A 20,195-nucleotide genomic window follows, 5' to 3' on the forward strand; every position below is an offset into this window, starting at 1 on the left:
CCATGGGCAAGCTCGCTCTCGCCGCCAAGATCACCCACGTACCCTCGATGTACCTGAGCGAGCTGCCGGGCCCGCGCCAGGGCACGCGGCAGGACGCCATCGACGGCCACCGGGAAATCGGCCGCCGCTGCCGCGAACTGGGCGTGGACACCATCGTGGTGTTCGACACGCACTGGCTGGTCAACGCGAACTACCACGTGAACTGCGCACCACACTTCAAGGGTCTGTACACCAGCAACGAGCTGCCGCACTTCATCAGCAACCTGCCCTACGAGTTCCCGGGCAACCCGGCACTCGGCCAGTTGCTGGCCAAGGTGTGCAACGAGCACGGTGTCGAGACCCTGGCCCACCCGGCCACCACGCTGGCGCCCGAGTACGGCACGCTGGTGCCGATGCGCTACATGAACGCCGACCAGCACTTCAAGGTGATCTCCGTCTCGGCGCTGTGCCAGGTGCATTACCTGGCCGACAGCGCGCGGCTGGGCTGGGCCATGCGCCGCGCGGTGGAGGAACACTACGACGGCACCGTGGCGTTCTTTGCCAGCGGCTCCTTGAGCCACCGCTTTGCGCAGAACGGGCTGGCACCGGAATACGCCTTCAAGATCTGGAGCCCGCTGCTGGAGCACATGGACCGCGACGTGCTGCGCCTGTGGCAGGCCGGCGACTGGGCCACCTTTTGCGACATGCTGCCCGAGTACGCCAGCAAGGGCCATGGCGAGGGCTTCATGCACGACACCGCCATACTGCTGGGCGCCCTGGGCTGGTCCGACTACGACGGCCGCGCCGAGATCGTCACGCCCTACTTCGGTGCCTCCGGCACCGGCCAGCTCAATGCCGTGTTTCCGGTCACGCCGCAAAGCGGCCAGGCCATTCCGGCCGCGCAAGCCAGCAACGCCAGCGGCTACCGCGCTTTCCCCAGACTCTGAGGACACCACGATGCCGCACCTTGTCATCCTCTACACCGCCAACCTCGACCGCGAAACCGACATGACGGCCTTGTGCCGCGAGCTGGCCGACACCATGGTGCAGCAACGCGATGAAACTGGCGAACCGGTCTTCCCCACCGGCGGCACGCGCGTGCTGGCCTATCCGGCGCCGCACTACGCGGTGGCCGACAGCCAGCGCGACTATGCCTTCGTCTACCTGAACCTGCGCATGGGTTACGGCCGCTCAGATGCTATCAAAACAGGAGCTGGTGACGCATTGCTGGCGCGGACAAAAGCCCATTTTGATCCGATATTTTCAAAACGCCACCTCGGCATCACACTGCAGATTGACGAAGGTGCCGAGGTCTACAACGCCAAACACAGCAACATCCATCCGCTGTTTCCCCATTGAGCGCACACCGCATGTTCACCCCGGAACTGACCCGACAACTGGCGACCGAGTTGCAGCAGGCGCAGGACACGCGCACGCAGCTGGAACACTTCTCCAAGCGCTTCCCCGGCATGACCATCGAGGACGGCTACCGCATCAGCCGTGCCTGGGTCGCGCTGCAACTGGCGCAAGGGCGCCGCGTGATCGGCCACAAGATCGGCCTGACCTCGCGCGCCATGCAGCAGTCGAGCCAGATCGATGAGCCCGACTACGGCACCCTGCTGGACTCCATGCTGTTCAGCTGCACGCCGGGCCAGGTGCTGGACATTCCGGCCCACCGTTTCATCGCGCCGCGCGTGGAAGTGGAGCTGGCCTTCGTGCTGAAGGCCCCGCTCCAAGGGCCAAACGTCACCCTCGAGCAGGTGCTGGCCGCCACCGACTACGTGACGCCGGCGATCGAGATCATCGATGCGCGCATCGAGCAATTCGACCGCCACAGCAAGGTGATGCGCAAGGTGTTCGACACCATCAGCGACAACGCCGCCAATGCCGGCATCGTGGTCGGTGCGAAACGCGCCCAACCCACCGAAGTAGACCTGCCCTGGGTCGGTGCCATCCTGCGTTGCAACGGCGTGGTGGAAGAGACGGGCCTGGCCGCCGGCGTGCAGGGCCACCCGGCCATCGGCATCGCCTGGCTGGCCAACAAGCTGGCGCCCTGGGACGAACAGCTGGAAGCCGGGCAGATCGTGCTGGCCGGCTCCTTCACGCGCCCGGTGCCCGGCCAGGCCGGCGATTTGTTCGAGGCAGACTATGGTCCGCTTGGCCAACTCAAATTTCGTTTTATCTGACACCTCATGAAAACACCGACCAACCTCTTCAAACAAGCCATCGCCAACAAGCAGGCGCAGATCGGCCTGTGGGTCAACCTGGCCAACCCGATCAGCACCGAGATCTGCGCCGGTGCCGGCTTCGACTGGCTGCTGCTCGATGGCGAGCATTCACCCAACACACTGTCCACCCTGCTGGCACAGCTGCAGGCGGTGGCGGCCTACCCCGGCACACACGCCATCGGCCGCGTACCGCTGGGCCATGGCGAGGCCGGCACCGCGCTGATCAAGCAGTTCCTCGACCTCGGTTTCCAGACCCTGCTGGTACCGATGGTGGACACGGCCGAGCAGGCCGCCGCGCTGGTGCGCGCCATGCGTTACCCGCAGGACGACGGCCAGGGCGGCATCCGCGGCATGGCGGGGGCGCGCGCCTCGCGCTGGGGCCGTTACCCCAACTACGCCAAAGAGGCCAACGCCCAGGTCTGCCTGCTGGTGCAGGTGGAAACCAAAGCCGGGCTGGACAACCTAGAGGCGATCGCCGCCACGCCGGGCGTCGACGGCGTCTTCATCGGCCCGGCCGACCTGTCGGCCTCGCTCGGCCATGTCGGCAACGCCCAGCACCCGGCAGTGCAACAGGCCATCGACGACGCGATCCGCCGCATCGTCAAGAGCGGCAAGGCGGCCGGCATCCTGGTCAGTGACGAAACACTGGCGCGCCACTACCTGGCGCTGGGCGCGACCTTTGTCGCCGTCGGCCTGGACACGCAGATCCTTGTGCGCCAGACCAGCGCGCTGGCCTCGGTCTTCAAAACCAACCTCCAACCGCTTGCCGCCGGCGACAAAACCTACTGAGCCCGATGGAAACCAAGCGCGTTTGTCTCATCACCGGTGCCGCCACCGGCATCGGCGCGGCCTGCGCGCGCGAGTTTGCGGCGCACGGCTGGCAGCTGGGCCTGAGTTACCTGGACGACGCCACCCACGTGCACGTGCTGGACGTGGCGACCAGCTGCGAAGCGCTGGGCGCAGCCACGCTGGTGCAACGGCTCGACGTCACCAGCGAAGCGAGCTGCCAGGCCTTCAGCCAGGCGGCGCTGCAACGCTTCGGCCGCATCGACGCGCTGATCAATTGCGCCGGCACCACCCGCTTCATACCGCACACCGACCTCGAGACCCTCACGCCGGAAGAGTTCCACCGCACCTACGATGTCAACACCGTCGGCCTGTACCGCATGACTCGCGCCTGCGTGCCGGCACTCACGGCGTCGGGCCACGGCAGCGTGGTCAACATCTCGTCCATCGGCGGCGTCATCGGGCGCGGCTCGTCCATGGCCTATGCGGCCTCCAAGGGCGCGGTCAACACGCTCACGCTGTCGCTGGCGCGTGCGCTGGGGCCGCAGATCCGCGTCAACGCCATCGCCCCCGGTTTTGTCGAAGGCGGTCTGCCCAGCCGCGTGCTGGATGCCGTTCGCCACGCCGAGGTGGTGCAGGCACAGACGGCCGCCTCGGTGCTGCAACGTGTGTCACAACCGGAAGAGGTCGCCGCGCTGGCCTGCTTCCTGACCGAACGTGCGCCCGGCATGACGGGCGAAATCATCCAGATGGACAACGGCCTGCACCTCAATGCCGGCTGAAGCGACACCCCACACCATGAGTCACGACACACCACCCCGCAAATTCCGCTCCGCCACCCTCGTCGAGGGCACCATCCGCGCCACCACGCGCAGCTTCCTGCACGCGCTGGGCCAGGACGAGGACGACATCGCACGCCCGCACATCGGCGTCTTCCACACCGGCGGCGAGATGAGCCCGTGCAACCTGAACCTGCGCGAGCAGGCGCAGCACGCCAAGACCGGCATCTATGCGGCCGGCGGCACGCCACACGAGTGCCCGGTGGTCTCGATCTCCGACGGCCTGACCATGGCGCACTCCGGCATGCGCTTCTCGCTGATCTCGCGCGAGCTGATCGCCGACAGCGTAGAAGCCTCGGTGCGCGGCCACCAGTGGGACGGCATCTTCGGCATCGGCGCCTGCGACAAGAACCTGCCCGGCCTGATGATGGGCATGGTGCGCTGCAATGTGCCCAGCGTGTTCGTGCACGGCGGCTCGGCGCTGCCCGGGCAGACACCGGGCGTCAACGGCCGAGACCTCAACGTGGTCGACACCTACGAGACCATCGGCAAGGTACTGGCGGGTGACGCCACGCAAGACGAACTGGACGCCATCAGCCGCGCCTGCCTGCCCACCGCCGGCGCCTGCGCCGGCCAGTTCACTGCCAACACCATGGGCATGGTGTCGGAGGCGCTGGGCCTGGCACCGATCGGCTCCAGCATGGTGCCCGCCGTGTTCAGCGAACGCGCGCCGCTGATGCGCCGCGCCGGCAAACAACTGATGAAGGCGGTGATGGCCAGCATTGAAGGTGGTGGGCCACTGCCGCGCGACATCGTGACCCGCAAAGCCTTGGAAAACGCCTGCGCCGTGGTCTCGGCCACCGGCGGCTCCACCAACGCGGCGTTGCACATCCCGGCCATTGCGCACGAGGCCGGCATCAAGTTTCATCTGGACGACGTGGCCGAGGTCTTTGCGCGCACGCCGCTGATCGCCGACCTGCGCCCTGGTGGCAAATACCTGGCACGCGACATGTATTACGTGGGCGGCGCGGCCGTGGTGCTGCACGAGCTGCTCAAGAGCGGCCACCTGCACGGCGACGCGCTGACCTGGACCGGGCGAACGCTGGCCGAAGAACTGGCCGGCGCGAATGCACCCGATGGTCAGGTGGTACGTCGTTTCGAGGACGCGATCTCGAAAGACGGCGGCCTCGCCGTGCTCAAGGGCAACCTGTGCCCGGACGGTGCGTTGCTGAAAACCGCCGGCCTCAAGACCCTGGTGCATCGCGGCCCGGCACGCGTGTTCGAGTCCGAAGAAGAAGCCCAAGCCGCCGTGCAGGCGCTGCGCTACCAGCCAGGCGACGTGATCGTGATCCGCAACGAGGGCCCGAAAGGCAGCCCCGGCATGCGCGAGATGCTGGGCATCACCGCCCTGCTTTATGGCCAGGGCATGGGCGACAAGGTGGCGCTGCTGACCGACGGCCGCTTCTCCGGTGCCACGCGCGGCCTGTGCATCGGCTACGCCGGCCCGGAAGCGGCCGACAAGGGGCCGATTGCCGCGCTGCGCGACGGCGACATGGTCACCATCGATGCCCGGCCGCAAGCGCGCAGCATCAGCGTCGAACTCGACGCAGCCGAGCTGGCGCAGCGCCTGGCGGCTGTGCAGGTAAACACGGGTATCGCCCGCGGCGGCCTGCTGGAAAAATACGCTTTGACAGTCCGTCCGAGCCACCAGGGCGCGGTCACCCATTCCGGGGCCGTAGTCTGGTTGCGCGATGAATCCTGAGTTCCGCTCGTCCAATTATTCAAAGGAGACCCCATGAGCATTTCACGTCGTCAAGTCATCCAGTCCGTTGGTGCCTCGGCCCTGCTGGCCAGCGTCGGCCAACAGGTCATGGCGCAAGCGCAGATCGAGAACCTGAAGATCGTCACCGGCTTCGCCGCCGGCGGCACGTCCGACACCACCTGCCGCCGCGTCGCCACCAAGCTCGGCGGCACCTTCGCCAAGACCGCCACGGTGGAGAACAAGACCGGCGCCGGCGGCCAGATCGCCATCCAGTACGTCAAGGGCCAGCCGGCCGACGGCAGCACGATGCTGCAATCGCCGACCTCAATGTTCACCATCTACCCGCACATCTACAAGAAGCTGCCTTACGACCCGGTGAACGACGTGACGCCGGTTTCACTGGCCTGCGTGTTCGACTTCGGCTTCGCCGTCGGCCCGATGGTGCCGGCCAGCGTGAAGAACATCAATGACTTCATCGCCTGGATCAAGGCCAACCCCAGCCAGGCCAGCTTCGGCTCGCCAGCTGCCGGCTCCACGCCCCACTTCGTCGGTGCGCTGCTGGGCCGCCACGCCGGCGTCGACCTCAAGCACGTGGGCTACCGCGGCACGCAACCGGCGATGCTGGACCTGCTGGGCGGCAACATCGCCGCCGTGAGCGGCCCCATTGGCGACATCACGCAGCACCTGCCCACCGGCAAGGTGCGCATCCTGGCCACCTCGGGCGCCAAACGCAACCGCTTCGCCCCCGACGTGCCGACCTACACCGAGCAAGGCCTGAAGGACATGGAACACAGCGAATGGTTCGCCTTCTTCCTGCCCGGCAAGGCAGCACCGGACCTGGTGGCACGCCTGAACGCAGCCCTGAAATCGGCACTGGCTTCGAAGGACGTGGCCGACGGCCTGGCCACATTCGGCTTGGAAGCCATGTCGAGCTCGCCGTCAGAACTGGCCGCGCTGCTGAAAAAAGACACCGCCAAGTGGGCGCCGATCGTCAAGACGATCGGCTTCACCGCGGACGCCTGATCACCCGCACCAGGAGCGCCTGTCATGAATGCCATGCTGAAACCCGCCACCCCGGCGCACATGCACCCGGATGAATGGCAGGCGCGCCTGCAACTGGCCGCCTGCTACCGCATCTTCGCGATGCTGGGTTGGACCGAGATGATCTACAACCACATCACGCTGCGCCTGCCGGCCAGCGTGAGTGGCCAGGACAAACATTTCCTGATCAACCCCTTCGGCCTGCACTACAGCGAGGTCACCGCCAGCAACCTGGTAAAGATTGACCTGGAAGGCCACGTGCTCGACGGTTCGCCACACCCGGTGAACCCGGCCGGCTTCACGGTGCATGCGGCCATCCATGCGGCGATCGACGGCGCGCACTGTGTCATGCACACCCACACCACCGCCGGCGTGGCGGTGGCCTGCCTGCAGGGTGGCCTGTCGCAGAGCAACTTCTACAGCGCCCAGCTGCACGACATGGTGGCGTACCACACCTTCGAAGGCATCACCATCCATGCCGAGGAAACGCCGCGCCTGCTGAAGAGCATCGGCAACAAACCGGCGGTGATCCTGCGCAACCACGGCCTGCTGGCCTGGGGCGGCACGCTGGCACAGACCTTCGCTATTTTGTGGACGCTGCAGCGCGCCTGCGAAATCCAGATGGCGACCTTGAGCATGGGGCCGGCCATTGCCGTGCCGGAAGCGATTGCCATCAAGTGCACGCGCGACGCGCTACAGTTCAACCCGAACCACGGCGCCGGGCAGGACGTGTTCGACGCACTGGTGCGGCAGGTCAACCGACTCGACACCAGCTATCAAAACTAGAGCGTCTGGCACAGTATTGACGGGAGCTACAGGCCAAAATGCCTCAGAAAAAATTCAACAAGGTCTGCATTTTTGGCGCGGGTGCCATCGGCGGCTGGATCGGTGTGCGGCTGGCTGGCGTCGGCTGCCAGGTGAGTGTGGTGGCGCGCGGCGCCACGCTGGATGCCCTCAAGCGCCACGGCCTGCGCTGCCAGCACGGCCAGGTGGAAACCACCGCCACCGTGCGCGCCAGCAGCGACCCGGCCGAGCTGGGCGTGCAGGACCTGGTGGTGATCGCCGTCAAGGCGCCGGCCCTGCCGGAAGTGGCGCGCCGCATCGCCCCGCTGATCGGGCCCGACACCGTGGTGCTGACCGCCATGAACGGCGTGCCCTGGTGGTTCTTCCAGGGTTTCGGCGGCACGTTCGCCGGCACGCGGCTGCAGGCGGTGGATGCCAGCGGCGAGATCGCCGCTGCCATTCCTGCGACCAGCGTGATCGGCTGCGTGGTGCACGCCAGCTGCTCGCTGCGGCTGCCGGGCTGGGTACAGCACCACTTCGGCAACAAACTCATCATCGGCGAACCTTCGGGCCAGAAAACCGAGCGCGTGCAGCAACTCGCCGCCCTGCTGACCCAGGCCAGCTTCGAGATCGAAGTGGCTGAGCAAATCCAGAAAGACATCTGGTACAAGCTGTGGGGCAACATGACAGTCAACCCGGTGAGCGCCCTCACCGGCGCCACCACCGACCTGATCCTGGGCGACGAACTGGTGCGCGGCTTCATCTCCAGCGTGATGCTGGAGGCCAAGGAGATTGGCGCGCGCATCGGCATCCCGATAACGCAGCAACCCGAAGACCGCCACGCCGTCACGCTCAAGCTCGGTGCCTTCAAGACCTCGATGCTGCAGGACGTGGAAGCCAACCGCGCGGTGGAGCTCGATGCCCTGGTGACGGTGGTCAAGGAGCTCGGCACCCTCACCGGCGTGCCTACCCCGTTCACCGATGCCCTGCTGGGCCTGTCGCGCCTGCACGCCCGGGTGCGGGACCTGTATTGATGGCCCTCACGCCTTGGGACGGCCCGGCGCCGCTTGACATCTTGTGACGTCTACAAAATTGGTGCTCAACCGCGCCGCCTTCCTCACCCTGTTGTTGCTGGCCTGCATGTTCGGCGCCAACCACGTGGCAGCGCGCCTGGCCTTCAACCACGGGCTCGACGTCGCCACCGCCGTCGCGGTGCGCAGCCTGGTCACGGCAGGGGTGGTGGCCGCACTGGTGCTGCTGCAGGGTGTGCCGCGCGCCCTTGATGCCCGTCAGCACCGTTACCTGCTGCTCATCAGCACGCTGGTTGCCATCCAGAGCCTGAGCCTGTACGCCGCGGTGGCCCGCCTGCCGGTGGCACTGGCCCTGCTGGCCTTCAACACCTACCCGCTGTGGACCGCCGGCTTTGCCTGGCTGTTCTACCGCCGGCGCCCGGAACGGGCGGTGCTGATCGCCATGCCGGTGCTGCTGTTCGGGCTGGCGCTGGCGCTCGATGTGTTTGGCGCCGCCTCCGGTCTGGGCGCGGCGGGACAGTGGAGCCGCATCGGTGCCGGCGTGGCCTTTGCCCTCACGGCGGCGGCCGTCTTTGGTGCGGCGCTGGTCTTGACGCAACATGAAGTGGCGGCAGTGGACGGCCGTGTGCGCACCGCCATCACCATGGCCCTGGTCGGCCTGCTGGCGCTGGTGGGCGTGGGTCTGCAAGGCGGCTTTCACCTGCCGCAGGCCGCAGCCGGCTGGTGGGGCCTGGCGCTGCTGACCTTCTTCTACGGCACCGCCTTCACCATCATGTTCACGCTCTTGCCCAAGCTCGGCGTGGTCGGCAGCTCACCCATCATGAACGTGGAGCCGGTGGCCGCGCTGTTGCTGGCCTGGGCCTTGCTGGACCAGGTCATCGCCCCGGTGCAGGTGGCCGGCGCGCTGATCGTAGTGGGCGCTGTCATGGCGCTGGGCCTGCGGAAAAAATGAACACCCCCAGGCTGCGCGCACTACGTGTCGCTACGCCACCCCCCTTGCAGGGGGCAACGCCAGTGGCCCGGCACAGCCGGTTCCACGGCGTTTCCCGACAAGATCTCTCCTCGCACTCACCACGGCCGAGGCACAGACATGACGACTGAAGTGATGGCGGTGGTACTGTTCTCGGCCCTGCTGCACGCGAGCTGGAACGCGCTGGTGCGTTCGTCTGCCGACAAGTTCCTGAGCACGCTGCAGGTGGTGTGCGGCGCCGCCGTGCTGGCCCTGGTGCTGCTGCCCGTCCTGCCGGCGCCCGCGGCGGCCAGCTGGCCCTATCTGCTGGCCTCGGGCCTGATTCACGTGGTGTACTTCACACTGGTGGCCTACGCCTACCGCGGTGCCGACCTCAGCTATGCCTACCCGCTGATGCGCGGCAGCGCGCCGGTCCTCTCCGCGCTGGCCGCCGTCTGGTTGCTGGGCGAGCAGCCTTCTGCCGCGGGCTGGTTCGGCATCGGTCTGATCTGCGCCGGTGTGCTGTCGCTGGCCGGTGGCAGCTGGCGCAGCGGCCTGCGGCACCCGCAGGCCACGGCCAGTGCGCTCGGCAATGCGCTGATCATCATGCTCTACACAGTGGTGGACGGCCAGGGCGCCCGGCTGTCGGGCCATGCCTTCAGCTACACCGCCTGGGTCTTCGTGCTCACCGCCCCGCCCATGCTGGCGCTGGCGGCGGTGCTGCGCGGCTGCGGCCTGCGGCAGGCCCTGCCCGGCGCACTGCGTCATGGCCTGCTGGGCGGCGCCGGCACGCTGGGCGCCTACGGCCTGGCGCTGTGGGCCATGGCACATGCACCCATTGCCGCCGTGGCCGCACTGCGTGAGACGTCCATCGTCTTTGCTGCACTGATCGGTGCCGTGTTCCTGCGTGAACACATCAGCCGGCTGCGCCTGTTCGCCATCGCGCTGGTCTGCGCCGGCGCCGTGGCGCTCAAACTGGCTTGAACGCCTCGGTCCTGCGCACGGCGTGGGTTGTACAGGCGCCACTTCAACGTGCGCGAACCGATGCCCAGCGGGCCTGAAGAAATCTCTGCACGGCAGCGTCGCGCGCCAGCCCGAGCGCCAGCGAATACGCCCGGTCAGCCTCGTCGCGCTCACCCAGCGCCTGGTGCAGATGGGCCCGCAAGGCCCAGTAGGGTTGGTGGTCGCGCACAGACACCAACGGCATGGCTGTCAGGCGCTCCATCGCCACCCGGGGCCCCTGCCAGCGGGCCAGCACGCCAATGAAACCGAGCTGGTACCCCACGGTGGGTGCCAGCGACAACAGCCCCTGGTAGAGCAGCGCCAGGGCTGACCAATCCGTCTGCCCGCTCACGGTCCGCTGGGCGTGAACGGACTGGACTGCCGCTTCCAGCTGGTAGCGGCCCAGCTGGCCCGCTTGGCTGGCCCGTGCCAGCGTTGCGGCGGCCTCTTGCATCATGGCCTGGTCCCACAGCGCAACGTCCTGCTCGTCCAAGGGCACAAAGTCGCCTGCAGCGTTTCGGCGCGCGCCGCGACGGGATTCGCAGAACAGCATCAGGGCCAGCAGCCCCAACACCTCCGGCTCAGGCAACAGTTCGGCCAGCAGGCGCCCCAAGGACAGGGCTTCATCGGCCAGCCCCGAAGCGCACGAGGCGGCATCGGCTTGCACGGCTTCCCAGCCCAGGCCGTAGGCACCGTAGATGGCATCCAGCACGGCAGGAAGCCGCGCAGGAATCTCGCTTTGCACCGGCACGTCGAAAGCAACGCCGGCATCCCGGATCTTGGACTTGGCCCGCGACAGGCGCTGCCCAAGCGCCCCGGACCCGACGAGGAAGATGCCGGCCATGCGCTCCACCGGCACGCCGAGGACCACCTGCAACATGAGGGGCGTGTGGACCGCACGGTCAATGGCGGGGTGGGCACAGACGAACATCAGCTTCAGTCGCTCGTCGGCAAAGTCGAACGCACCCAGTGTGTCGGTGCCCAGTTCGGCCACCAGCGCCTCGCACCGGTGCAGATGGTCGGCCGCGAATGCGACCTGGACCTGGGCGTGCCTGGCCGCATCCAGCCACCGGTTGCGCGCCACCGTCAGCAGCCACCCGGCCGCGTTGTTCGGCACGCCCTCCCGGGGCCAAGTCAGCAAAGCTTGTGCGATGGCCTCGCCCACCGCGTCTTCCGCCGCCGCGATGTCACGGGTTCGCGCCGCCAGCAGCGCCACCAGGCGCCCCCGCTGGTGGCGCACCACCTCGGTCAACGCGGCATCGGCAGCCGGGCCGTCCATCACAAGGTCAATCCGTGGGCAGGTTGGGCCGCACTTCGACGGCCACGCCGGGGCGGTCCGGGAAGCGGGCAGCCCACTTCAGCGCGGCATCCAGGTCCGGCACGTCCACCACGAAGAAGCCGCCCAACATCTCCCGCGTGTCGGCCACCGGTCCGTCCTGCACCATCAGCTCCCCCTTGGTGCGCCGCAAGGTCGTGGCGGCGTTCGGGGGCTGCAGGCCGGCGCCGGTGACGAACACCCCGGCTTCCTTCAGGGCGTTCAGATAGGCCATCGTTCCGGACCAATAGGCCGTCTGCTGTGCAGGGTCCGTACGTGCCGAAAAGCCCGCTTCGGTTTCAAAGATCTGAATCGTGTAGTGCATGGTCGAGCTCCTGGATCAGTAGGTTACAGAAAGAAGAGGCCACACGCACGCGGCCTCAACCCCATGACGGCTCGGCTCGATCGATTTCTACATCGCGGGAAAATAATCTCTTTCAGTCGACCACCACCGGCACCCGCGGCGCCAGCGCGCACATCAGCTCGTAGCCCACCGTGCCACCCGCCTGGGCCACCTCGTCGATCGACAACAGCGCGCCATTGGCGGCCCGGCCCCACAGCGTGACCTCGCTGCCGAAGCCGGCCTGCGGCACCGGCGTGAGATCCACCGTGATCAGGTCCATGCTGACGCGGCCCACCGTGCGCGTGCGCACGCCGTCCACCAGCACCGGCGTGCCCTGCTGCACCGTGCCGTGGCTGCTGCGCATGTAGCCATCGGCATAACCGCACGCCACCACGCCGATGCGCATGGGTTGTGGGGCCGTGAAGATGGAGCCGTAGCCGACCGTGTCGCCCGCCTGCAGCGACTGCACCCCCACGATGCGCGAGCGCAGGCTCATGGCGGGCTGCAAGTCCCAGTCGGCGGCACTGTGTTCCGGGAAATCGGGGGCCGAGCCGTACTGCACCACACCCGGGCGGACCCAGTCCGACACCAGGCCGGGGTGCGGCTTGGCACCCATGTGGCGCAGGATGGCCGCGCTGTTGCTCAGGGAGCGTTCACCTGGCAGATCTTCGGTGGCGGCATTGAAGGCAGCCACCTGCCGGGCAATGCCCAACGCGTCGTCGGCGTTGCTGAAATGGGTGATGAGCGAAATCTCGTCCACCTGCGGCAAGGCGTTGAGCCGTGTCCAGGCCGCGCGGTAGTGCTCCGGGCGGAAGCCGAGCCGGTTCATGCCGCTGTTCATCTTGAGGAAGACGCGGTGCGGCACATGGGTCTTGTGCACCGCCAGCATGTCGATCTGCTCCTGGCAGTGCACCACATGCCAGAGGTCCAGGCGCGAGCACAGCTCCAGGTCGCGCTGCTCGAACACACCTTCCAGCAGCAGGATGGGGCCGCGCCAGCCCAGGGCCCGCACCCGTTCGGCTTCGCTCAGGTCGAGCAGGGCAAACCCGTCGGCCGCACGCAGTCCTTCGAACACACGCTCGATGCCATGGCCGTAGGCGTTCGCCTTGACCACCGCCCAAACCTTGGCGTCGGCAGCGGCCTGGCGCGAGCGCTGCAGGTTGTGGCGCAAGGCGGAGGTGTGGATGGTGGCTTGGATGGGGCGAGACATGGTGGGAGCGTGGGCAGATCGGTACGCCGATTTTGACATTGCCGGGCGTGCTATAACCCGCTGTCGCTTGGATATCCATCACAAAACACCTGCCATCAGTCGCACTGGGGCCAACCCGTAGACAATGAAACGCGGTTTCTACACCATCATGTCGGCGCAGTTTTTCAGCTCGCTGGCCGACAACGCCCTGTTCGTTGGGGCCGTGCAGTTGCTGCGCAGTTCTGCTGCGCCCGAATGGCAGCAGGCAGCGCTGGTACCGATGTTCGCGCTGTTCTACGTGGTGCTGGCGCCTTTTGTGGGCGCTTTTGCCGATGCGCTGCCCAAAGGCAAGGTCATGCTGATCAGCAACACGATCAAGATCGTGGGCTGTCTGATGATGCTGTTCGGCACCCACCCGCTCATGGCCTACGCCATCGTCGGCCTGGGCGCGGCCGCCTACTCGCCGGCGAAATACGGCATCCTGACCGAACTGTTGCCGGCCTCGCAGCTGGTCAAGGCCAATGGCTGGATCGAGGGCCTGACGATTGCCTCCATCATCCTGGGCGTGCTGCTGGGCGGCCAGCTGGTCGGGCACTCGGTCTCCGCGGCGCTGCTGTCGATCGACCTGCCCTTCGTCACCACCAGCATCGACACGGCACCGGAAGCGGCCATTGCCGTGCTGATCGTGGTCTATCTGCTGGCGGCCTGGTTCAATACGCGCATCCCCCACACCGGTGTGGAAATGCGGCCCATGCCCAGCAACCCGATTTCCCTGATCCCCGACTTCTGGACCTGCAACGCCCGCCTGTGGCGCGACAAGCTGGGCCAGATCTCGCTGGCCACCACCACCCTGTTCTGGGGCGTGAGCGGCAACCTGCGCTACATCGTGCTGGCCTGGGCCGCCGCTGCCCTGGGCTACAGCGTGACGCAGGCCTCTTCGCTGGTGGGCGTGGTCGCCATCGGCACCGCGGTGGGCGCCGTGGTGGCCTCCATGCGCATGAAGCTGGAACACGCCACGCGCGTCATGCCGCTGGGCATTGCCATGGGTCTGCTGGTGATCCTGCTCAACTTCATCAACAACGTCTGGCTGGCCGCGCCCTTCCTGGTGCTGCTGGGCGGCCTGGGTGGCTTCCTGGTGGTGCCGATGAACGCCCTGCTGCAGCACCGCGGCCACAACCTGATGGGCGCCGGCCGCTCCATCGCGGTGCAGAACTTCAACGAGCAGGCCTGCATCCTGGGCCTGGGAGCCTTCTACAGCCTGTCCACCGGCATGGGCCTGTCGGCCTTCGGCGCCATCACCGCCTTCGGCATCGTGGTGGCCGGCTTCATGTGGCTGATCAAGCGCTGGCATGCGCGCAATTGCCGCGAGCATGCCGAGGAACTGGAGCACCTCATTGCCATCGCCCGAAACGATCATCTGCACGGCTGATGGCACACGCTTGATGGCGGCGGCACCCAGCCCCGCCGCCACACACGGCACCCGCGTCACCCCACTATGAATTCCGCCTTCGCCGCCTGGGGCCTGGTGCTCAACGCCTTCGTCTGGGGCGTGTCCTGGTATCCGTTTCGTCTACTGGAGGCCGAGAGCCTGCACCCACTGTGGTCCACCTTCATCATCTACGCGCTGGCCTTGTTGGCGCTGCTGGTCTGGCACCCAAGCAGCTGGCGTGCGCTGCTGCAACACCCCTTGCTCTGGCTGCTGGTGCTGGCCTCGGGCCTCACCAACGTCGGCTTCAATTGGGCCGTGACGGTGGGCGACGTGGTGCGCGTGGTGCTGCTGTTCTACTTGATGCCCGCCTGGTCGGTGTTGCTGGCCTGGGCCCTGCTGGGTGAACGGCCGCACGCCAGTGCCCTGCTGCGCCTGCTGCTGGCGCTGGCCGGCGTGGTGATCGTGCTCAAGACGCCGGAATCGCCCTGGCCCGTACCCCACAGTCTGCCCGACTGGCTGGCCCTGATGGGCGGCTTCAGCTTTGCGCTGACCAACGTGCTGCTGCGCAAGTTGCGCGACACGCCGGACGAAGCACGCATGGTCGCCATGTTCGCCGGCGGCGCCTTGCTGGCGCTGCTCACTGCGTTGGGCGGTCAGCCCTCGGGCCTGGTGTCGCCCTTGCCGGCGCTGGCGAATGGCTGGGTGTGGCTGGTACTGGCTACCAGCCTGGCCTTCATTGCGGCCAACCTCGGCCTGCAATTCGGCGCCGCACGCCTGCCGGCGGCCACCACCTCGCTGGTGATGCTGACCGAGGTAGTGTTTGCCAGCGTGTCGTCGGTGTTGATGGACGCGGCGGAGTTGCAGGGGCGCACGCTGCTGGGCGGGACGCTGATTTTGCTGGCGGCGTTATGGGCGGCTTGGCCGGCAAGGACAGCAACTCCTTGACAGCATCGTCTCTGACAGACAGAGACAGCTCTCGACCCGTTGCTGTCTTTCGCACTATTGCTGTCGATGACCGCAATGCAGCGATTGCCGCCGGTCACCGCCATGCCGTCACGTTACGGTGTTTTCTCCGCAGCAGTCATTCGGATGCCCACGCCTTGGCCGACCGGACGGCGGGTATCAGGTAAATAGCTGGCATTGGCGGCGCTCAGGTTCGCAGTGGCGTCTTGAAGGTCTGCTGTCGGCGATTGCGAATAGGTACTGCCGACCCAAAGCAGTCATCAGGTTCAGAAAACAGCAGACGTTGAAATCTAGCTTTGATAAAGTTGACTTACGTTTTGTGATCCTTGCCTCCACCATGCATGCAGCGCACATGTAATCCGTGTTTCACGCCTGTCTCCGGTAGAGGCCATGACAACTCGCTCAGGATGCCGCAATCCGCAGCGATATTGACTACATTTGACGAAAGAGCCAAGTGCTCTAGGGCGTTATCGTGCGTGGGAGCTTCCGCGAACTGACGACCAGATAAATTACCGGCAAGACCAACAACGTCAAGAGCGTCGTCGTCAACATTCCTCCAACGATCACCAAAGCCAACGGACGCTGGGCTTGTGAGCCAATCGCATGAGATGTCGCCGCAGGCAACAATCCCAGCCCCGCCAACAACGCGGTCATCAAGACAGGGCGCATGCGCAGGGCTGCGCCGTCAAGCACCGCCTGACGCAGGACGTCTCGTGTGAGAAGGCCCGTCAGGCGGAGATGCTCGTCCAGCAGCTTGCGGATGTATGAGATCAGGATCACGCCATCTTGGATGGCGATGCCAAACAAGGATAGGAATCCGATGGCAGCCGAAATTGACAGTTCTTCCCCCGTGATGTAGAGCGCAGCGATCCCTCCAATAGCTGCGAACGGAACATTGACCAAGACAAGACCTGCGTCACGCAGATTGCCGAAAGCAAAGAACAGCAAGAGGAAAATCACGCCGAGCGTTGCAGGAATGATGATTGATAGTTTCTGCTGCGCGACCTTCATCTGATCAAACTGACCCGCCCACTTGAGGGTATATCCTCGCGGCAGAGGAACCTCTTTAGCGATCCGGGCTTGGACTTCAGCCACTGTACTGCCAAGATCCCGGTCACGGATGCCAAATTTCACAGCCATGTAACGTAGGGCGCCTTCCCGATAGACGAAGAAGGGGCCATTGGCCTGCTCGATACGGGCAAGCATGGCCAGCGGGATGCGGGAACCATCCGGTGCATCAACCTTCAGACTTCCGAGCAACTCCACGCTGGCGCGCTCGCGCAGCGGCAGTCGGACCGTCAAATCAACTCGACGCTCGCCTTCAAGAACCGTCGTGGCCACCCCGCCACCGATTGCATTCGAGATCACGTTCTGCAGATCGGACACGTTCACACCAAACCGGGCACAAGCGGCACGATCGATAACGATGTTCAACGTTGGCTGACCAAGTGCCCTCAAAACGCCCGCATCGACTACCCCGGGAGTCGAATCGAGTACTCGCTCAATCTTGTCGGCCAGTTCGGTCAGGCGCCCCAGATCGTCACCAAAAATCTTGACCGAATTTTCCCCCTTCACGCCCGAAAGCGCCTCGGCCACGTTATCCTGGATGTACTGGGAAAAACTGAAATCAACGCCGGGAATCGTGTTCAGTTGAGACTGAAGACGACGCACCACATCTTCACGAGTCACACCAGCAGGCCATTGAGAAGGCTCTTTAAATGCTAGCGAATACTCCTGGTTGAAGACACCTGTCGCATCAGTCCCATCGTCCGGACGCCCAACCTGGGCTGTCACGTTCTTGACCTCCGGCTGAGCCCGGAACAGCTCGCGCAACTGTCGACTGACCTTCAACGAATAATCCATCTCGACGGTAGTCGGAAGGGTGACACGAATCCACAAATTGTTCTCTTCCAGCGTCGGGAGAAACGACGTTCCCAGTCGAGTCAGCAGAAATACGGCGACGCCAAAGCCAGCCACGGCCGCGACCAGCACGACCTTCGGCCGGTCTAGCAGACGCCCCGCCAACCCGCGATACCACTCCAAAAGCCGGATGAAGTAGGGAGGTTCGCTCAAATGACTATCGTCCTTGTAGGCGAACGAAGCCATCGCAGGCACCAGCGTCAGCGCCAAGACGATTGAAGCCAGCAACGCCACGCCCATCGTCATACCCATGGGATGGAAGATTTTGCCCTCCACGCCGCCGAGAATAAATAAGGGCGAATAGGCAACGATGATGATGCTGGTGGAGAAGATCACAGGCCGCTGCACTTCAGCAACAGCTGCCACGATGGCAGCCTTCGCCGAGTCGAATTTCTTCTCTTCAATGATCCGAATGATGTTCTCGATCACAATCACTGCGGCATCAACAATGAGGCCGAAGTCTACTGCCCCGAGAGAGATCAAATTCGCAGGAATTCCTGCCTGCGTCATGCCAATGAATGCTGCGCACAAGCCCAGTGGAATAACCATCGCAACGATCAGCGCACCACGAAAATTTGCCAGAAATGCGTAGAGCACCATCAGGACCAATGCCATGCCGACGATCAGCGTGTGTTGTACGGTCTCTACGGTCAGATCTAGCAGGTGCTGCCGGTCGTAGAACGGCGACACTTTCACCCCAGGTGGCAGACTGCCGCTCGTGTTGAGTTCATTGATGCGCTCGCGGACCTTGGCCAGCACCTCGCTGGCGTTGCCGCCCCGACGCATCAGGACAATCGCCTCGACGATGTCGTCTTTTTCGTTCTGAGCCACCTGGCCCAGGCGAGGCGCGAATCCGGTCGTCACTTCTGCCACATCGCCCACTCGGACCGGCACGCCATTGTTCGTTGTGATGACGATGTTCTTGACATCGTCCAGCGTTCTCAGCATGCCGACGCCGCGCACCACAACCCGCTGGCTGCCTGTATTCAGGACATCGCCGCCCGCGTTGCCATTGCCATTTTGCACAGCAGAAAGCAATTGACTCAGCGTAACGTTATAGAGCTGGAGCCGCCCCGGATCTGGAATTACTTGATATTGCTTGACCCTGCCTCCAAAGGCCGTCACATCTGCAATCCCGGGAACGGTTTTGACGGCTTTGTACAGGGTCCAATCCTGGAGTGTCTTGACGGAGGTCGGATCCCAACCCGGCGCGTCAATGCGATAGCGCATCACTTCGCCCAACGCGTCTGCATCCGGCGATAGATTGGGATTGACTCCTGTCGGAAGGCTGGCATTCTGGAGGTGTTGCTGGACGTTGTTGCGCGCCACGAAGGAGCTGATGCCGTCTTGGAACTGGACCGTGACGACGCTCAGACCGAAGAGCGAAATAGATCGAAACGCCTTGACGTCGGGCAACCCCGCAAGCGCGGTTTCAATAGGAATGGTCAGTTGCTGCTCCACCTCCAGTGTGCTGCGGCCAGCCCACTGGGTGATGACCTGGACATTCAAGGGCGAAACGTTCGGATAAGGCTCGATAGGCAGTTTGCGAAAAGCGTGCACTCCAGCCAACAACAAGGCGAGGCAGGCCGCAGCGACCAGCCAGCGACGGTCGATCATCCACTCCGCCAGCCGGTGCGCCAGCGGTTTTCGGAATGCACTGCTCATGAACCGGCTCCGCGTTTCACAGTATCGGTTTTTGCGGGCATCTTCTCCGCTTGGGGATTCGTCAAGCTACGGTCCACCAGGACACTGCCATCAACCACGACCTGATCCCCATCGCGGAGCCCTCGCGTGACGGCAAGGTAGTCCGGGTCATCGGCCGGAATCACGTCGACGGAGACCCGCTCGAACCGGCGAATGTCCCGCTGCACAACGATGAAGGATTCGGCACCATCCTGCACCACGGCTGCCCGGGGAACCACTGGCAACAGACGTTGAGCCAGAGCAATCTCAGCTTTGGCAAACATGTCCGGCTTCAGTTGCCCACGCTCATTGGGAAGATCGACCCTGACGGTGACGGTGTGGGTCTGGGTATCGACAATCGGAGAAATGAAGCTGATTTTTCCACGAACCGGCGCCGGCAGCTGGACTCCGCTGATCACAATATCCACGGTTTCGCCTTCGCGCAAACGGGGGATTTCGGCCTCGAATGCATTACCCTGGAACCAGAGCGAGGACAAATCGGCTACGGTACCCAAGGAAGCGCCGGTATCCAGGTAGCCCCCCGGATCGACATTTCGCTTGATGAAGCGCCCTGAAATCGGTGACCGGATGACTAGGTGCTGCTGGATGACGCCAGACTGATCAAGTCTCTGGACATCCTCCTCACTCGTACCCTGCACCTTCAGTTTGCTCCTGGCACTTGCTAACGTGACCTTCGCATCGTCCAGCAAATCGGCCGTCGATTTTCCCGAAAGCATCCGGACAGTGTTTCGCGCCAGCAGATACTCGTTCTGCGCGGAGATGAACTCAGGGCTGTACAGCAATGCGACTGCCTCTCCCGCTCGAACGCTCGCCCCCTCGAACAGCATGATTTTGTCCACCCGTCCGGCAAGACGAGATGAGATCTGGTTGACCTTCATCCCATTGAGCGCCAGCCTCCCGTTGATTCTTACCGTATCCCTTACTTGACGCATTTCTACCGGCAGCACCTTCACCAGCGACTCGCCCAGGGTCGCTCCACTGGACGGGATACC

At 64.9% G+C, this 20,195-nt stretch carries 18 protein-coding genes; 13 read left to right on the forward strand and 5 right to left on the reverse strand.

The genetic code is table 11. From position 1 onward, the window contains the following. Positions 1-2 precede the first annotated feature (2 nt). The 11 genes from hpaD (at position 3) to CDE01S_RS14635 (ending at position 10,322) form a co-directional block, all read left to right on the forward strand. On the forward strand, positions 3-926 hold the full coding sequence (gene hpaD, locus CDE01S_RS14585) for a 3,4-dihydroxyphenylacetate 2,3-dioxygenase (protein ID WP_066709096.1): 924 nt from the start codon (positions 3-5) through the stop codon (positions 924-926). A gap of 10 nt (positions 927-936) precedes the next feature. Then, on the forward strand, positions 937-1,338 hold the full coding sequence (locus CDE01S_RS14590) for a 5-carboxymethyl-2-hydroxymuconate Delta-isomerase (protein WP_066709099.1): 402 nt from the start codon (positions 937-939) through the stop codon (positions 1,336-1,338). Between the two features lie 11 nt (positions 1,339-1,349). Further along, positions 1,350-2,165: a 2-oxo-hept-4-ene-1,7-dioate hydratase gene (gene hpaH / locus CDE01S_RS14595; protein ID WP_066709100.1), complete on the forward strand. Its 816-nt coding sequence runs from the start codon at positions 1,350-1,352 to the stop codon at positions 2,163-2,165. A 6-nt stretch (positions 2,166-2,171) separates the two neighbouring features. Then, positions 2,172-2,996, forward strand: coding sequence for an aldolase/citrate lyase family protein (locus tag CDE01S_RS14600; protein WP_066709102.1), 825 nt, complete (start codon positions 2,172-2,174; stop codon positions 2,994-2,996). A 5-nt stretch (positions 2,997-3,001) separates the two neighbouring features. Then, on the forward strand, positions 3,002-3,775 hold the full coding sequence (locus CDE01S_RS14605; RefSeq protein ID WP_066709105.1) for an SDR family NAD(P)-dependent oxidoreductase: 774 nt from the start codon (positions 3,002-3,004) through the stop codon (positions 3,773-3,775). A 16-nt stretch (positions 3,776-3,791) separates the two neighbouring features. After that, positions 3,792-5,534, forward strand: a complete 1,743-nt coding sequence (gene ilvD, locus CDE01S_RS14610) for a dihydroxy-acid dehydratase (RefSeq protein WP_084382912.1) — start codon at positions 3,792-3,794, stop codon at positions 5,532-5,534. A gap of 33 nt (positions 5,535-5,567) precedes the next feature. After that, complete coding sequence (locus CDE01S_RS14615; protein WP_066709110.1) at positions 5,568-6,557, forward strand: Bug family tripartite tricarboxylate transporter substrate binding protein; 990 nt, start codon at positions 5,568-5,570, stop codon at positions 6,555-6,557. A 24-nt stretch (positions 6,558-6,581) separates the two neighbouring features. After that, complete coding sequence (locus CDE01S_RS14620) at positions 6,582-7,361, forward strand: class II aldolase/adducin family protein (protein ID WP_066709112.1); 780 nt, start codon at positions 6,582-6,584, stop codon at positions 7,359-7,361. A 38-nt stretch (positions 7,362-7,399) separates the two neighbouring features. Then, entirely contained in the window at positions 7,400-8,392 is a 993-nt protein-coding gene (locus CDE01S_RS14625) for a 2-dehydropantoate 2-reductase (protein WP_066709114.1), read from the forward strand. A 43-nt stretch (positions 8,393-8,435) separates the two neighbouring features. Beyond that, positions 8,436-9,341, forward strand: coding sequence for a DMT family transporter (locus tag CDE01S_RS14630; protein ID WP_066709116.1), 906 nt, complete (start codon positions 8,436-8,438; stop codon positions 9,339-9,341). A 138-nt stretch (positions 9,342-9,479) separates the two neighbouring features. Then, a complete protein-coding gene (locus CDE01S_RS14635) occupies positions 9,480-10,322 on the forward strand; it encodes an EamA family transporter (RefSeq protein WP_066709118.1) in 843 nt (280 codons plus the stop codon). 43 nt (positions 10,323-10,365) lie between these two features. Here the strand turns inward: CDE01S_RS14635 and CDE01S_RS14640 are convergent, their stop codons facing one another. From CDE01S_RS14640 to alr, 3 genes are all read right to left on the reverse strand, one after another. Then, entirely contained in the window at positions 10,366-11,619 is a 1,254-nt protein-coding gene (locus CDE01S_RS14640) for an RNA polymerase sigma factor (RefSeq protein ID WP_066709121.1), read from the reverse strand. A 7-nt stretch (positions 11,620-11,626) separates the two neighbouring features. Further along, the gene (locus CDE01S_RS14645) at positions 11,627-11,980 is read right to left on the reverse strand and encodes a YciI family protein (protein ID WP_066709124.1); all 354 of its coding nucleotides are present in this window, start codon (positions 11,978-11,980) and stop codon (positions 11,627-11,629) included. A 112-nt stretch (positions 11,981-12,092) separates the two neighbouring features. Continuing rightward, positions 12,093-13,208: an alanine racemase gene (gene alr, locus CDE01S_RS14650; RefSeq protein WP_066709127.1), complete on the reverse strand. Its 1,116-nt coding sequence runs from the start codon at positions 13,206-13,208 to the stop codon at positions 12,093-12,095. A gap of 124 nt (positions 13,209-13,332) precedes the next feature. On the opposite strand from alr, the gene lplT reads away from it, so the two are divergent. Continuing rightward, entirely contained in the window at positions 13,333-14,616 is a 1,284-nt protein-coding gene (lplT, locus tag CDE01S_RS14655) for a lysophospholipid transporter LplT (protein ID WP_066709129.1), read from the forward strand. Positions 14,617-14,682: 66 nt separating this feature from the next. Then, on the forward strand, positions 14,683-15,561 hold the full coding sequence (locus tag CDE01S_RS14660) for an EamA family transporter (RefSeq protein ID WP_066709130.1): 879 nt from the start codon (positions 14,683-14,685) through the stop codon (positions 15,559-15,561). 477 nt (positions 15,562-16,038) lie between these two features. Here CDE01S_RS14660 and CDE01S_RS14665 read toward each other — a convergent pair whose 3' ends face one another. Together CDE01S_RS14665 and CDE01S_RS14670 are read right to left on the reverse strand one after the other, a co-directional pair. Further along, on the reverse strand, positions 16,039-19,164 hold the full coding sequence (locus tag CDE01S_RS14665) for an efflux RND transporter permease subunit (RefSeq protein WP_245636184.1): 3,126 nt from the start codon (positions 19,162-19,164) through the stop codon (positions 16,039-16,041). Further along, a partial coding sequence (locus CDE01S_RS14670) for an efflux RND transporter periplasmic adaptor subunit (protein WP_157077140.1) occupies positions 19,161-20,195 on the reverse strand: 1,035 nt, incomplete at its 5' end. The genes CDE01S_RS14670 and CDE01S_RS14665, both read right to left, overlap by 4 nt.

This window comes from Curvibacter delicatus NBRC 14919 (assembly GCF_001592265.1).
GTDB lineage: Bacteria > Pseudomonadota > Gammaproteobacteria > Burkholderiales > Burkholderiaceae_C > Hylemonella > Hylemonella delicata.